Raw genomic sequence first — 13,715 nt, forward strand, 5'->3', positions numbered from 1 at the left:
AATATAGCAATTTTGCTATACCCAATCACCGCCACTTTTTAAACGTTTAGGACGCAAGTGATTCCTTTTATATTGTTTTTCATCGAATATCGTCCTTTATCCACTTTAATTCCCCACGTTGTATCAGGACTATATATTTTTACACGTGATCATCGGTCAATAAGCCATTGTCTTCAAGGTGGTAATTGAACTGCTTAGTGAAGGTGTCATACTGAATACTCCCTACATAGGCATTATTGAGATAAATATGCCAAAGGCTGTATTTCTTGGCCCGAACTTCCACGACCTGGCGTTTTCCATGATGATAAAACAACTCAGGCACATCCGTATCAAAGCGAAGTATAAGAGCGTCAATGCACGCTTCCTTGATGTCATCGGCGAGTAGACCGAATGCCAATTCCCACTCTCCCTGAGATTTCCTGAAAACATAAAAAGCAAGACCATTTTTGTTGTAAAGATGATAATCTTTCATGCCCATGCTTTTATCATGCACGGTAATTTGAGCGTACATTACCCGATTTCGGCAAAAGATTTCTAGCGGTTTCATTACACAATATTACTAATAATATTAGTAATATTGTGTACGGTACAGATATTTAGGGTTTCCCATTTTTTATATGTGATCGGATGTATTAAGCCTATCCTAGCCCGATAGTAGCGTTAGCATAAATTGTCTGGGCATGTCGCTTGAGATTGTACATTTCCTGCATCTTCTTCTCATAGCTGGTAGAGCGACCGCCAAAGAAATCGACATAGCTCGCTCTTATATCGCCAAAAACAGTGGTGTCGATGACAACATTGGCAGCTATTGGAATTTTGGTATTGGTATTCGTATGGTATGCTGAATTAATATGTTTTTACAGCTAATAACTTTCAAGATCATTATAAACTGTAAGGCGAAGATATTGGTTTGAAAGTAGGATTGGTTAAAGGAAACCGTAAGACATTATAGGCTATACGATAAACCCAATAGAAAAATACGGGGCATCGTATAGGTAATTTTTTCGGAACTGATGTACTCTGTCAGTACCGCAGTTCGGTAACTCGTATTTTTTAACACGTTTAGCCCTTGAATATAAAAACTGAACGGAGATTTCACTTTCTGGTAACGCAATTCAAAATTTCCATCTATAGTAGTAGGATCAGCACTGCTATCACCCAGCCCTGTCTTCAAGAGACTCCAGTCTGTTTTAAACACAAAATTCTTCAGCTGATATTTCCCGGTAATGCTCCATTTATTGAGCGCGACCTTTTGATTATCTGCCAAACTCTTTTGCCAGCTATCTGTTCTTGTCCAGGCCACTTTTACATCTGCCAACTTTGGTATGAACCATCTTAAGGAAAGGTCTGTCGAAACAGTATTCTGTCGTAGATAAATCTCGCTGTTATCGATCCCTTGTGCTAACCTCATATGGATATAGGACAGATATACACCCGGTTCAAACCTACCGTATCTTATGCTATAGCCCCCAATGTTTGTGAAATTGAGATCAGGCCGATCAAACAACTGCACGGTCTTCAACTGCTCGTAGGAAGAAGTCAAAAGGCTGTTCCCTTTTATCTTATCTTTCAAAGTCAATGTACTGTTAAAGTGGATTACCCGAAAGTCCGTAAGTCTAAAATTGTTATAGGTAAAAGTAAGTTTATGGAATGTCTGTCCCTCCAGCAGGATATTTCCCCGGGACAAACTATTGTAACCTGTGATCCAATAAGACGGATTAAGGTCCATTGCTGTCGCAAAAGTATAACCTCTTCGGTAATTAAGACGAAATCCATCCAACGCACTTTTGCCATATTTAAGATCGACCTCCGGTTGTAGAAACCATTGCCCATGACGATCATCGTTTGTTGGAGTCTGGTTGATTAAATATAAGTAATACTGCTTTAGGGAAAATAGTATCTTTAACTTATCAAAGTCCAACCGATAGCTCCCACCCAAATAATTGCTGCTGTTTCGATAATATTGCTCGTGGTCAAATAAGTGCGCACCTGTTGTATCCTGGGCTCCGATTGACTGCCCCTTCTGCCGTAATAATTCATTTTGAGAGTTCGCTTCCAGATGAAGTTGCTGGTTCTGATTGATGACCCAATAGTATTTATAAGACCCATTGAAAAGATGCGTCTTCCTCTCCACAGGTCTCCTGATACTATAGTTCGGCAAAGAATCAAAACGTATGAAGCCACGTAGGAAAAGGCTGTCCGAAGAAAGGGAAAAATTATCTTTCTCTGAGGTATACTGATGCTGAAAAGCAAAAGAACTATAACTTCGCAAAGAATGCTTCCAGCTCCCTTCGAGATATTGTTTTAATACAATGGAATGTCCATCCTGGATTTGTATACTATTGTTGTCTACTCCAAATCTGTCAATGACATTGTTCGTATGTACCTCCTGCTTGGGCATTGTCCAGAATGTACCCAGGTTGTAACCCAAGCTAAAATAGGGACTTGGCTTAAAATTGCTCGAAATATTGAAAGACGCCTGTCTATTGACCTGCGAAGAACGCATATTGGTTTGTTCTGTATACCGAAGATCGGGAAAAGAATAATGATTAGTGCCTTCTAACATGGTACCCAACCTGTTTTCGGCATACACGCCATAGAGGTTTACGCTAAATTTCTTCTTTAGTCCCTTTTGAAAACCGTTGAATGCGGCGAACTTATTGATGTTCTTTATCACATTTCGATTGTCGCGATCATATCCAGCCAGGTTATTCTTATTAACTGAATTAGAAAAATATTGTAACTCGGCACCCTGAACCCGATCAATATCTTCTTTGGAAACCGGTGAAGTACCGATATTATTGATATCCCCAATAAAAGACATGGTTTTTTCCGGTGAGTAATAAAATAGGGCGGCGTGTTCTTTGTAGGATTTTTCGCTCCCCAATGACGATTCAAGATCCCCAAAGATGAAATTCTTCTTATTCTCTTTCAGTTTGATGTTCATGGCGAGCTGATCATTTACCTGCACGTTTTTCAGCAGGTCGTTCTGGGAAAACCTACTGATCATTTCAACCTTGTCCACTGCTTTTGCGGGAATATTCTCGATAGCGAGCTTACTGCCGCCACCAAAAAAGCGTTCATTTTCCACCAAGGTTACATTGACTTGCTTCCCCTGAAAACGCACTTTTCCATCTTCGATGGAAAAGCCGGGCATCTTTTCAATAAGATCCTGTAATTTTCGGTCGGTACTGTCCCGGAAATAGTCAGCAGAAAAACGGATCGTATCTTTGGCAATTTCAACAGCACGGTATTGGTAGTCGATCTTTACTTCTTCAAGTCTCTTGACGGATTTTAATAATTTGAATTTTTGTTCTACCGATCGAATATCCAAGGTATCAACAACTTTCTGATAGCCTAACCTGGAGATCGTAAGCTCAATTTTTCCTGTGTTCGAAAATTCTAGCTGAAAATGTCCCTGCTGATCAGTTTTCTGAAATACGGGAGCAATTCCGGAAGAAGGAATACGTTTGATCACGATACTTGTGTTCTCCAACGGTTTGTCGCAGTCATCCACAACAAGACCTTTAAATAACAAGCTTTGTTGTGCCAGTAAACTAGTGGGAAGAACTAATAAGAGAATAAATAACAGTATAAATCTTAACTTCACGCGCTATTGATAGGGAATATTTAATTCTTTGGCCAATTTATATAACCTTTCCCGCCACTCGTCTTTTGTTAGGATTTCTTTATCAGGAAATGGTGCAATCTCAGCCTTTGTTGTTAAGTTAATATCAGTTAGTCCATAGACAATCCCGTCATATTGAAACTCGAATATCAAACCTGGTAGGTCACGTGCGAAGACAGGGCCAAAGGGTACAGGAATTTCAGGACAAAACCAGGCAATAACAGGTGTTTTTCTAATTTTGTATTCGCCGCCCTCCCTATAGCTTATTACTTTATCTCCTTTTGCTTTATAGCAGGTAAATTCACCTATTTTTTTCGTTTCCTCAGTGATTTTCCAATCAAAATTGTTATGGGTCTTCAATATAAGTCCTTTTTGACCCGGACCTTTTCTGAGATCCCTGTCAAAACTGTAAAAATACGAAGCATCATGCCAGCTTGTATCTCTATAACCGACCAATGTTTCAGTTGTCTTAATATCTTCATTCGAGACTTTTTCAAGTTCCCTGGTTTTTACCCGATTAAACATTGCGTTCGTGGTTGTAAATTCCAGCTTAAAACGCATCATTGCAGCCACCTTAGGAACAAAAGGATATGCGTTGAGCATCCATAAACCTTCAGGGCCATTATTAATACTATCAGTACTCCTTAATACAGCGTAATGAGCATGGCCCGCAACTTCTTGGGCATTGGACTTGACCTTCACGATGAAGACCAATATTAAAAGAGGAAAAATGTGTCTTAGTTTCATTTTTTATATTTTGAATATGGTTGGGTTAATACCCAACCATATCTTACACTTAAATACTCAATATAGTGTTAACACTATAATTTTTTACAATGAAGAATGGGTACCATTAAAACATTTTTCAATTTCCATTTGTAAGATCTTATCAAGAACATCAGCTGGGTAATGACCCTCCATCTGTTCTCCCCGGATTACAACTCCTGCCAAGCATTGGACAGGTCCTTGCTCTTGTTCAACCAGCACTTCCATTTGTGCAACCGGAACTTCTTCAGCGATGGTTGATGCTTGAACTTGGCTGGCTCCAAAGATAACACCACCTAGTAGCATTACCTTTAAAATACTTTTTTTCATAATTTTTATTTAATATATTCTCGAATATATTTATAAAAATTACATTTATAATACGGTTTTTTAAAATTCACACAAATGTGTAGTAAACAAAAGATTGTCTGAATTAATTAAAATCCCTATAACTACTATTATTTAAATATCTATCACATAACACGCTTAAGAAATTATCGACTTATAGTAAATTACACGAATAAGCGAGCGCCAAAGAAATCGACATAACTCGCTCCTATATCGCGAAAGACAGTGGTACCGATGACAACATTGGCCGCTATTGGAATATTGGAATTGGTCGTGGTTACTATCATGGCATTATACTTTTAATCGGGAAAGGTTAATACCCAAACCTAATATACATTATTTATGCTGAATTGATATGTTTACAACTATTAACTTTCAAGATTATTAAAGATTGTTAGGCTAAGGCATGGGTTTGAAAGTAGGACTGGTTACGGGAAACCATAAGTAACTTATTCAGGTGTTTAGAGAAAAATTTGTATGAAACCGTTAGAACATTGTTCGAATTATTCTTTATTTTTAGTCTATGAATGACTATACTATTTCGCTTGTGCCTAAAGTGTCCAGGTATGTTTTTGATGAAGTTGTTGTAAATGATATTTTAAAGTGGTTAGTTTCGAAAGATATCGTCAAAGCTGAATTATCGGATTGCATACTCGGCAACCTTGGATTTACGTTTTGGAACGGGCCTGAATTGAAACCTGAATTTATAGTTGCATTGCAGTAGAAATTAAACTGTTACCTGGCGGTTGTAAGATCTCATATTTAGTCATTATGAAAAAAGATAACAATGAAGGAAAAAGCATTATTAAGGGAAGCGGTATGCTTCATATTAATTGGGGTGATGAAAAAAATGGATCAGTACTATTTTTTCAAGGAGATACGGTCTTATTAGGAATTAGCAATGTCCCCTTTGCCTTATATACGACAACGATGTTTGACAGAAATACCTTGCCAAATGAACATGTAAAAAGCCTTTATCAACTTGAAAAACTATTTTTAACAGGCGATTACAGTAGTAGAAGGGTAAAAGAAAATAGTCCCTATGAGATCCCGTTATGGATAAATGACCTTGAAAATTTGAGTTTTTTATATTTGGATCATTTTGATTTAATCGGTTTGACTAACCTCAGAATACAAAACCTAAAAACACTGGTTCTTAAAAATGCTCATATTATTGATATTCCCAATCTTTTAATTGAAATATTAACTTTTAAAAACCTAACACATATTGCTTATGATGCGTCATGTATTCCGTTAATCGACCAATTAAGGGAGCATCATACTGGAGAGATTACTTTTGAGCTCTTAGATGGTTTGAGTTAAATTTATCCACCAATCCAAAAATTCTATATATATATTAGATGTAAGGTAAGGTGTGCAAAGGGATTGTACAGAAAAGCCTTAAGCGAGCGCTCAAGGCTTTGATATAATACGAAATACAATTCATTTCTATTCTTGAACTGTAGGGTACTCAATAACTGTAGATAATCCACATGCAGTTTGAGCAGTGGCTGAAATATAAAAATACGGTAAAGCCCCATTTTGCGTGTTAAGTACTTTGACTCTCACAGTATTTGCTGTCGTTGATAATATTGTTCCCCCACCGACAAAGAAACTGACATTCCCCAATGAAGCATCGACTGTATAGGTATAAATCTGGCCCGGATTAACAATAGGTCTCCCAGAAATGTTAAAGCCTGCACCTACATCTATAACTTTTTCAACTGAATAACCTTTCACATTTTTGGTCTTCAGTTTTACAAAACCGGCATAATTACCAGTTCTTGTAACTTTCCACTGATTATTACCTAATGAAGTTAAAGTTGCTATTCCATCAGCGTTTTCCAAGGTTACTGTTCCCGGATTTACTATCGTATATATACCATCAGAACAAATGCTAGACGGTCCATTAATTTTAAATCCATAGAATTGATTTAACCCTTAGATATCACCCTCACTTAAATCATCTCGCTGAGCTGTCCAGGTACCACCGCCGACTTTAGTCATGACATTCGAAGCAAGATACATCATGATTGAATTAAAGTCCAAAATACCGTATGAAGTTGAATAAGGCTGTATCTGATACTGATATGCCTGACTAAGACCAAATATTCTTTTATCCAAAAATGTTGGCAATCTATCCATGGTACTCAAGTCATTCGTCCATTTGTTATCATCAAAAATTCAATCGGCCCACGACAAATTTTAGTATCTGCTGATATTAATCCTTTTTTTTCATTGTAGTAACAATAAACAGTAAATTGTCGAGATTTTTATTCGATTTTGCATGGCCAAAAATGTGAAGCAATTCATTCCGCCCCTCGCCACTTTTACTATCCATTATGCTTTGAACTGAATAGTCTCCATTACAATTATAAATCGTCCAGTTAACATTTTGATCAAACATTTCACTTTTCCGCGTCTCTGTTCTGCAACTTTCATTTTTAGCTGGAAATTGACGAGGATGATTACCAAAATAAAAACCGCCCGAAAAACCAGTGTGATTTGTAGTGTCGACAGGATGAAAATGATAAATGGAAAAATCTTCTCCATTGGTTTCATCTAAAGCGTAAAATGTGGGTAAAGAAATATAATACTTACTTTTCCTATTTGCCTTTCTTCCAATGATTTTATAAAAACCTTATCTGCAGAACTATGTACAGATTTATGATCATTATTTTGTCCGAGGCTGGTCAGAGTTAATATTGTCATGAGGACAGTCATTGTCAATTGCGTATTCATATCTTGGTTGTATTTGTAATGATTGTTGGCTCTAAATTTTATACTTCATAACCGTTAGATAAATTGCAGGTTCCCCTTACCTGAGATTTCGTCGAAATCAACCTTAAGCCCTATAGTAACATCAGCACGAATTGCCTGTGCACGTTACCTGAGCGTTTCAGTAACACGCTTGTACATCTCATGCATCTTCTTCTCATAACTGGTAGAGCGACCGCCAAAGAAATCTACATAGCTCGCTCCTATTTCGCTAAAGATATTGGCGCCGATGACAACATTGGCTGCTATTGGATCATTATATCGTGAAATCTCCCTCCCTTCGATGGAATTGGTCGTGGTTACTATCATGGCATACTACTTTTCAATCGGGCAAGGTTAATACCCAAGCCTAATATACATTATTTATGCTGAATTAATATGTTTACAGATATTAACTTTCAAGATTATTACAAATTGTAAGGCTAAGGTATGGGTTTGAAAGAATGGTTCGATACGGGAAACCGTAGCTGATTTATTCAGCAATTTTAATAAGGCAATAAAATAAACAAAAGGCCTCCCTCGTTAACCGTCGAGGGAGGCCATGTTGGCTAGATGTCCGCTTGGGCTAGATGTTAACCGGCTTTGGGCATTCATCTACTGTAAAGATCGCGAGATTAGTTGAGATAATTGTCGTTCATTTTATTCAAAAGCCTGCTAAAATTCGAATTTTTAATTTTTTTATAAAGTAATAAGATTTTACTGCTAATGATTAGTGATCTTTGATCCAGATTTTGTTAAAAACAGTTAGGTTCATTTGGAAGTAACACAGAGACCAGCATGTTTCACCAGCCTTTGACAGAGTGCGTTTTGTACTCCCTCACGGTCTGCAATCTTTGTCCTTTTTTCATTTCTTATATTATCTAACCAGCTTATCTATATTACACGAGTAACGTGTAAAGCTGATTTCAATTCCCTATTGTATTTCAATCAGAAGAATGGTTCTTAAAATCGAATTACTTTTCTATTATTACCTGTATATTACCTGTGCATTATCTATACATTATAAGCGAGTTACAAACTTTCACACAAATGTGTAGTTTTTTAATCTAGTAAAAATTTCACGATAAATAACTTTAGCTTTATTCCTATAAATCGTTAAGTGAAAAGTAAAATAGAAGTAATGAAAAGCCATTTTTTTACAAGAAACTTTATCTGGCTCCTTATCTTGCTGTTTATCGTAGTAAGTTGTCAGAAAGATTCGTCCCAAGTATTAGATAATGAAAATAAGCCGACTTTGGCTGATATAAAAGAATTTTATGCCAAAGAAGGAATATTTAAAAAGATCAATCCAAACGATAACTTACCAATTCAATGGGAACCTTTATGGGATGAAGTAACTGTCCGTAAAGCAAACGATTCAGTTGAATATATGTTCATTCCATTGCATCCTTTTCTCAAGGAAGATAAGAAGAAAATTACGTTTGAAAAAGGTGGTAAGACATACTTACTCGTAAAAAATGGCAAAGAATTTTACAAAGGCTTTTTTTTCAATGATACGAAGGAAGAAATTACTGATCTCCGCTCCTTTACTGGAAAAATGTTATTCACAAATCTAAAAAGTAACGCTGCAAATTTGATAAAATACCGGAATGGTTCGCCTTATTTTGAAGGAGATGAAAATGTACAGAAAAAGAGGGCTTCATCAACGAAAATGGCATGGGAGCAAAATTGCAACTATCAAACGGTGGATTGTATCTATCAATCAGGAGGATATGGATGTGGTAGTGGTATTACTATATATCATAGCAGAGATTGTTCTTACCCCTCATTTTGTGCTGGATATGGTTGGTCGCTTATTGATAGCCGAGATGAGTACGTCTGCGAAAATGTTTGGGTTCCAGATGCACCTGGTACGGGTGATGGTGGAGGTGGCTCGGACGGAAGTGATATTGCAAACTTCAATGCTAAAATCGATGATACAAATCTTCCAGACTGTATGAAAGGCGTATCGGATACACTTAAAATGCTGAATGGAAATTCTGTCGCTGATATAATCAAAAAGTTTTCGGGAGAAATACCAGGGTATAACCTTAAGTTTACTACAGAAAATTTTAGCGATCCGATGAAAGTGGCTGGTACAAATCGAAATAATAATACAGGAGAAATAATTATAGCTTTCAATACCAATCCACTAGTTATAGGTAATGTTTCCGACTTAGCATTTGCAACAACAATGCTTCATGAATCTATTCATGCTTACCTTACTGCATTTTTTTATGATGATCCAACGGCAGCAACAATGACTTATCCTCAATTATTTGAAAAGTATACAAAGAAAAAAGCTTTTTCAAATGGCGCTCAACATGAGACCATTGCTAGAGATTTTATTACAGATCTAGCCGCATCCATTAAAAATTACGGAGAATTAAAAAGCTATCATTTAGATAAGCAAATATATGACGATATTGCCTGGAAGGGCTTATTAGAAACGGATGCATTTAAAAACCTTTCAGATGTAGATAAATCTCGAATTACAGATAGAATAATGGCTGAACAATATGATACTAGAAAAGACAAAGGAGTTACACAAAAAGGAGTTCGCATGGGTTGCTAGCATTCTTTTATTTTGGACATTGGCAAGTTGTGCAACGAAAAAGAATCTTGACGACTTTGCTGAAATTGATCGAAACAATTGCAGTAGTTTTAATCAGATGGGCAAAGGATATACGGAAAGCGAGGTAGCTCCATTAATACATGGAAAAGTAAGATTATGCTATAATAATGAAATAGTGCCTTACGCGAGAGTCTTTTTTCTTAAAAATGGCAGGGACACCATAGCTTCGCTTACCACAGACGAAAAGGGTGAATTTTCAAAACAAATCTCTCCAGATGGTTTTTGGGGAAAAGTAATTATAGAAAAATTTGGATCGAATTTGACAATTGATGAAGTGAGAATAGATGCATACTTTAAAGATTACTATCTGGATATAAAATTACCAAGGCAACCTGCTTATATAAATGAAGTGGGCCCAAGAAAAGATCAGAAAAAGTTAAGAAAGGAAGTTGAAAAAGCAAGTCGAAAACATCAGTAAATAATTGCAATCTATCCACTCACTAACTTCAAGTGGGGAGGTTGATGTTATCTATTTTTTGAATGTGTAGCTTTTAAAGATCATCCACACCTGATCCGTCAACGTAAAATATTTTTGGTGCTTAGATCATTTACAGTCAAAAATCCGGTAACAGCAAACTTTTTGACAGCTAGTACTCCATGCTCAACAGCTAGAAATAATATTTTTTAAAAACCAAATAGGATTCGATATTGTATTAATAGTACTTTTCAAAAGCTTTAGCATTTGCAAATAATTATGCAACCTTTGGTAATCCACCTGTTGAAATAAATGAAACCTGGGTAAAAAACCCAACTATCACCGTGACGAGCGCCGATGGTCAACCACAAACGATCAAACCATACGCAAACTTAGGCGATGGGAAAAACTGTCCGATCCATAGCGTATCCTCTAGCCCCAATTAATTGATAACAAATGAAGAATAACATTTTAACAATTTTGGGTATTTGTTTTTTAACATCTGCCTACAGTCAAAAAAAAGAAAAGGACTTATCGATACTACAGACTTTGGTCGAAAAAATACATTTGGATCTCCGTGATGTTGCAATGATGTCTGGTGTTCCAAGTAGGACATCTGCTACTTGGGCAAATTTGGTATATGTTCAACGGGGGGATTCCATAACAACTGTGCCGTTTGACAGTCTCACTTCTCCCAAATGGAATCGCTTTGAATATGATATAACGGTTGAATTCGACAGATTTACAGGGAATAGCACTCAAAATTTAAAGGGGGTAATTGTTCTAAAGCGTATCAGCCCTGAAAGAGAGGAAAAGCTCCGAAACTGGATGCTTAAAGAAAAGGAAAAGGCTTTGAAAAGATAAATCTTAAAGTCCGGTCGATATATACGGCTGGACTCATAATAGTGTTTATATTAATGGATGCTTACATAGGTTGTGAATTGCTTTCATTCTTTGGTTTAATTGTATGTAAATCCCACAGATAGTAATTATTCATTTATTTGAATATGTTGTTTAAAAGTTCCTTCCTGATAATACTTTCATTCCGGAATGCTAGTTTATTGCTTCAAATATTATTATCATGTTCACGAACACTCCAGATCAACCCCCTGTCTCGGTAATGACAGCATTCTATTATCAAAAAGTTTTTCCATGATCGTCCACACCTGTCGCACCGTCCGTTATCATTGCTGCAACTTGGGTGATTTCTAATTTTGGAAAAGACTTTATAATATTTATTCATTTATGAGGATGAGGAGTAACTCGGCCTTTTTTTGTTTTTAAAACCAAACAGGATTCGCCCCGCCCAGACTCAAGGTTTTTTTATTCGTCATAGCCCAACTCATCGAGGATAATAACAAGTTCATCGGTGGTCAACCAGCTCGTATTGTTACATAGCATTACCCAATCGCCACTGCGAAAATCTACATTCATTATAAAAAACCGATCAATCATAATTTGCAAGGTTCCACCACCATGCAAAACAGAAACCTCAACCACTTGCTTCTGACCACACACGTCACATTCGAACTTTATATTCTTTTTCATCGAATATCGTCCTTTATCCACTTTAATTCTCCACGCTGGATCATGGCTATATATTTTTGCACGTGATCATCGGTCAATAAGCAATTGTCGTCAAGGTGATAATTGAACTGTTTAGTGAAGGTGTCATAATGAATACTTCCTACATAAGCATTATTGAGGTATATATGCCAAAGGCTGTATTTCTTGGCCCGAACTTCCACTACCTGGCGTTTTCCATGATGATAAAACAACTCAGGCACATCAGTATCAAAGCGAAGTATAAGGGCGTCAATGCACGCTTCCTTGATGTCATCGGCAAGTACACCGTATGCCAATTGCCACTCTCCCTGAGATTTCCTGAAAACATAATGAGCAAGACCATTTTTGTTGTAAAGATGATAATCTTTCATGCCCATGCTTTTATCATGCACGGTAATTTGAGCGTACATTACCCGATTTCGGCAAAAGATTTCTAGCGGTTTCATTACACAATATTACTAATATTATTAGCAACATTGTATACCGTACAGATATTTAGGGTTTCCCATTTTTTATATGTAATCGGATGTATTAAGCCTATCCTAGCCCGATAATAGCATTATGGGAAACCTTAGTCTATATTAAGATTGGAATTGACGTAAGCCGTCGCTACGCGGACAGCTTACCATAAGCGACTTGGTTAAACAGCTCCACTTTCGTATCTTCGATACGGCTACGTTACTTCGCAAAGTCGCCGCTCTACATATACAATGCTAAAAACTACCGTACATACATTCAACGACCTTGACAAATGGTTGTCCGACAACTTCTATTTTGAAGACGGACACGTTTTGGCAATAAAAGAAAATCCGCTTGAAATTATTGTTGGTTATAATGTGAAAGCAAATTATAAGGCAAATTCAGAAAGACACATCTTGCCTTTCAAAATTATTCCATCAAAAATTTATGAATGGACTTTTGACATAGATGTAACAAATGTTGGTGACGACAATTACATTGAATATATTGAAGCATGGGAAGTTGAAAATGGAATTTGCTTAGAGTTCGCTACACCTGCGATTTTTCGACTTGTTACAAACAGCCTTGAAATTGAAGAACAAGAACTAATAAAAACAACATTTAAGCCTTGGACAAGTGAGAAGGAAATATATTTGACCGCTGACCTTTCTGAAGTTCCGAGACCTTTATTTTGGAAAGAAAAATTAAGCAAATACGGACACGACATTCTGTTTCGTTATTATTCAGGTGAAGAAAGACAACCAGAGCAAGTTCCTTATCCAGACTATCAAGGTTACTATATACAACTTGCGGACAGAATTAGCTCGACACAAGAAGGTATTTTTCTCAAGCATATTAAAGTAGAAAACGGAAAATTTAGTTTGAATTTTGAAAACAAGGACGATAAATTGAAAAATGTTTGGAACGACTTAACAGCAATTCTTGCAGAATTTCCTAATGCTCAAATCAAAAGCGGAAATTGCGAGTTTACCGGGACAAAATGGAAACAATATTTAGCGGACAAACTATTACCGAATACAGGATGATGGGAAGCACAGCATATAACGGGAGAGTATAACATAAACTGTGTCAACCAATTTAATCGGCTCGTGCCCTTCATCTATTGGTGGAGCAGTCATCCA

General features: G+C 36.7%; 17 protein-coding genes. 6 read left to right on the top strand and 11 right to left on the bottom strand.

From position 1 onward, the window contains the following. Positions 1-139: 139 nt before the first annotated feature. The 6 genes from B4Z47_RS02810 to B4Z47_RS02830 all read right to left on the bottom strand — a co-directional run bounded on the left by B4Z47_RS02810 (position 140) and on the right by B4Z47_RS02830 (position 5,028). Positions 140-547, bottom strand: a complete 408-nt coding sequence (locus B4Z47_RS02810) for a hypothetical protein (protein WP_286726739.1) — start codon at positions 545-547, stop codon at positions 140-142. A 91-nt stretch (positions 548-638) separates the two neighbouring features. Beyond that, the gene (locus B4Z47_RS24660; protein ID WP_159333570.1) at positions 639-851 is read right to left on the bottom strand and encodes a heavy metal-binding domain-containing protein; all 213 of its coding nucleotides are present in this window, start codon (positions 849-851) and stop codon (positions 639-641) included. 95 nt (positions 852-946) lie between these two features. Next, positions 947-3,517: a hypothetical protein gene (locus B4Z47_RS02815; protein WP_286726741.1), complete on the bottom strand. Its 2,571-nt coding sequence runs from the start codon at positions 3,515-3,517 to the stop codon at positions 947-949. Positions 3,518-3,613: 96 nt separating this feature from the next. Next, positions 3,614-4,375 carry a GLPGLI family protein gene (locus tag B4Z47_RS02820; RefSeq protein WP_159333568.1) on the bottom strand — a complete coding sequence of 254 codons (762 nt, stop codon included), beginning with the start codon at positions 4,373-4,375 and terminating at the stop codon, positions 3,614-3,616. 84 nt (positions 4,376-4,459) lie between these two features. After that, entirely contained in the window at positions 4,460-4,723 is a 264-nt protein-coding gene (locus B4Z47_RS02825) for a hypothetical protein (protein ID WP_159333007.1), read from the bottom strand. Positions 4,724-4,905: 182 nt separating this feature from the next. Then, positions 4,906-5,028, bottom strand: coding sequence for a hypothetical protein (locus tag B4Z47_RS02830; protein WP_262886169.1), 123 nt, complete (start codon positions 5,026-5,028; stop codon positions 4,906-4,908). Positions 5,029-5,264: 236 nt separating this feature from the next. On the opposite strand from B4Z47_RS02830, the gene B4Z47_RS02835 reads away from it, so the two are divergent. Together B4Z47_RS02835 and B4Z47_RS02840 are read left to right on the top strand one after the other, a co-directional pair. Continuing rightward, positions 5,265-5,465: a hypothetical protein gene (locus B4Z47_RS02835; RefSeq protein ID WP_070564605.1), complete on the top strand. Its 201-nt coding sequence runs from the start codon at positions 5,265-5,267 to the stop codon at positions 5,463-5,465. Positions 5,466-5,512: 47 nt separating this feature from the next. After that, complete coding sequence (locus tag B4Z47_RS02840; protein WP_070564598.1) at positions 5,513-6,064, top strand: hypothetical protein; 552 nt, start codon at positions 5,513-5,515, stop codon at positions 6,062-6,064. 126 nt (positions 6,065-6,190) lie between these two features. Here B4Z47_RS02840 and B4Z47_RS02845 read toward each other — a convergent pair whose 3' ends face one another. From B4Z47_RS02845 to B4Z47_RS02855, 3 genes are all read right to left on the bottom strand, one after another. Continuing rightward, on the bottom strand, positions 6,191-6,589 hold the full coding sequence (locus B4Z47_RS02845) for a hypothetical protein (RefSeq protein ID WP_159333008.1): 399 nt from the start codon (positions 6,587-6,589) through the stop codon (positions 6,191-6,193). A gap of 93 nt (positions 6,590-6,682) precedes the next feature. Further along, positions 6,683-6,886 carry a hypothetical protein gene (locus tag B4Z47_RS02850; protein WP_159333009.1) on the bottom strand — a complete coding sequence of 68 codons (204 nt, stop codon included), beginning with the start codon at positions 6,884-6,886 and terminating at the stop codon, positions 6,683-6,685. A gap of 741 nt (positions 6,887-7,627) precedes the next feature. Then, positions 7,628-7,828 (bottom strand): heavy metal-binding domain-containing protein, encoded by a 201-nt coding sequence (locus B4Z47_RS02855; RefSeq protein ID WP_115049168.1) that lies wholly within the window; start codon positions 7,826-7,828, stop codon positions 7,628-7,630. Between the two features lie 790 nt (positions 7,829-8,618). Here B4Z47_RS02855 and B4Z47_RS02860 point away from each other — a divergent pair. The 3 genes from B4Z47_RS02860 (at position 8,619) to B4Z47_RS02870 (ending at position 11,412) form a co-directional block, all read left to right on the top strand. Beyond that, complete coding sequence (locus B4Z47_RS02860; RefSeq protein ID WP_286726742.1) at positions 8,619-10,073, top strand: hypothetical protein; 1,455 nt, start codon at positions 8,619-8,621, stop codon at positions 10,071-10,073. After that, positions 10,018-10,551: a hypothetical protein gene (locus tag B4Z47_RS02865; protein WP_070564584.1), complete on the top strand. Its 534-nt coding sequence runs from the start codon at positions 10,018-10,020 to the stop codon at positions 10,549-10,551. Before B4Z47_RS02860 ends, B4Z47_RS02865 begins: the two co-directional genes overlap by 56 nt. Positions 10,552-11,004: 453 nt before the next feature. Then, positions 11,005-11,412 carry a hypothetical protein gene (locus B4Z47_RS02870; protein ID WP_070564582.1) on the top strand — a complete coding sequence of 136 codons (408 nt, stop codon included), beginning with the start codon at positions 11,005-11,007 and terminating at the stop codon, positions 11,410-11,412. Between the two features lie 459 nt (positions 11,413-11,871). Here B4Z47_RS02870 and B4Z47_RS02875 read toward each other — a convergent pair whose 3' ends face one another. Next, positions 11,872-12,096 carry a hypothetical protein gene (locus B4Z47_RS02875; protein ID WP_115049171.1) on the bottom strand — a complete coding sequence of 75 codons (225 nt, stop codon included), beginning with the start codon at positions 12,094-12,096 and terminating at the stop codon, positions 11,872-11,874. Then, positions 12,093-12,560 carry a hypothetical protein gene (locus tag B4Z47_RS02880; RefSeq protein WP_159333010.1) on the bottom strand — a complete coding sequence of 156 codons (468 nt, stop codon included), beginning with the start codon at positions 12,558-12,560 and terminating at the stop codon, positions 12,093-12,095. The genes B4Z47_RS02875 and B4Z47_RS02880 overlap by 4 nt, the downstream gene beginning before the upstream one ends. Before the next feature lie 345 nt (positions 12,561-12,905). Here B4Z47_RS02880 and B4Z47_RS02885 point away from each other — a divergent pair, with 345 nt between their 5' ends. Further along, positions 12,906-13,619 (top strand): metallophosphoesterase, encoded by a 714-nt coding sequence (locus B4Z47_RS02885; RefSeq protein WP_147282049.1) that lies wholly within the window; start codon positions 12,906-12,908, stop codon positions 13,617-13,619. Positions 13,620-13,715 lie beyond the last annotated feature (96 nt).

Source organism: Sphingobacterium sp. UBA2610 (assembly GCF_002339225.1).
Taxonomy (GTDB): domain Bacteria; phylum Bacteroidota; class Bacteroidia; order Sphingobacteriales; family Sphingobacteriaceae; genus Sphingobacterium; species Sphingobacterium multivorum.

What these genes read in the sequence shown, in the direction of transcription:
- B4Z47_RS02810 (WP_286726739.1), bottom strand. Translation starts at nt 547, where the DNA reads ATGAAACCGCTAGAAATCTTTTGCCGAAATCGGGTAATGTACGCTCAA.
- B4Z47_RS02820 (WP_159333568.1), bottom strand. Translation starts at nt 4,375, where the DNA reads ATGAAACTAAGACACATTTTTCCTCTTTTAATATTGGTCTTCATCGTG.
- B4Z47_RS02825 (WP_159333007.1), bottom strand. Translation starts at nt 4,723, where the DNA reads ATGAAAAAAAGTATTTTAAAGGTAATGCTACTAGGTGGTGTTATCTTT.
- B4Z47_RS02830 (WP_262886169.1), bottom strand. Translation starts at nt 5,028, where the DNA reads ATGATAGTAACCACGACCAATTCCAATATTCCAATAGCGGCCAATGTT.
- B4Z47_RS02835 (WP_070564605.1), top strand. Translation starts at nt 5,265, where the DNA reads ATGAATGACTATACTATTTCGCTTGTGCCTAAAGTGTCCAGGTATGTT.
- B4Z47_RS02840 (WP_070564598.1), top strand. Translation starts at nt 5,513, where the DNA reads ATGAAAAAAGATAACAATGAAGGAAAAAGCATTATTAAGGGAAGCGGT.
- B4Z47_RS02850 (WP_159333009.1), bottom strand. Translation starts at nt 6,886, where the DNA reads ATGGATAGATTGCCAACATTTTTGGATAAAAGAATATTTGGTCTTAGT.
- B4Z47_RS02855 (WP_115049168.1), bottom strand. Translation starts at nt 7,828, where the DNA reads ATGATAGTAACCACGACCAATTCCATCGAAGGGAGGGAGATTTCACGA.
- B4Z47_RS02865 (WP_070564584.1), top strand. Translation starts at nt 10,018, where the DNA reads ATGATACTAGAAAAGACAAAGGAGTTACACAAAAAGGAGTTCGCATGG.
- B4Z47_RS02870 (WP_070564582.1), top strand. Translation starts at nt 11,005, where the DNA reads ATGAAGAATAACATTTTAACAATTTTGGGTATTTGTTTTTTAACATCT.
- B4Z47_RS02875 (WP_115049171.1), bottom strand. Translation starts at nt 12,096, where the DNA reads ATGAAAAAGAATATAAAGTTCGAATGTGACGTGTGTGGTCAGAAGCAA.
- B4Z47_RS02880 (WP_159333010.1), bottom strand. Translation starts at nt 12,560, where the DNA reads ATGAAACCGCTAGAAATCTTTTGCCGAAATCGGGTAATGTACGCTCAA.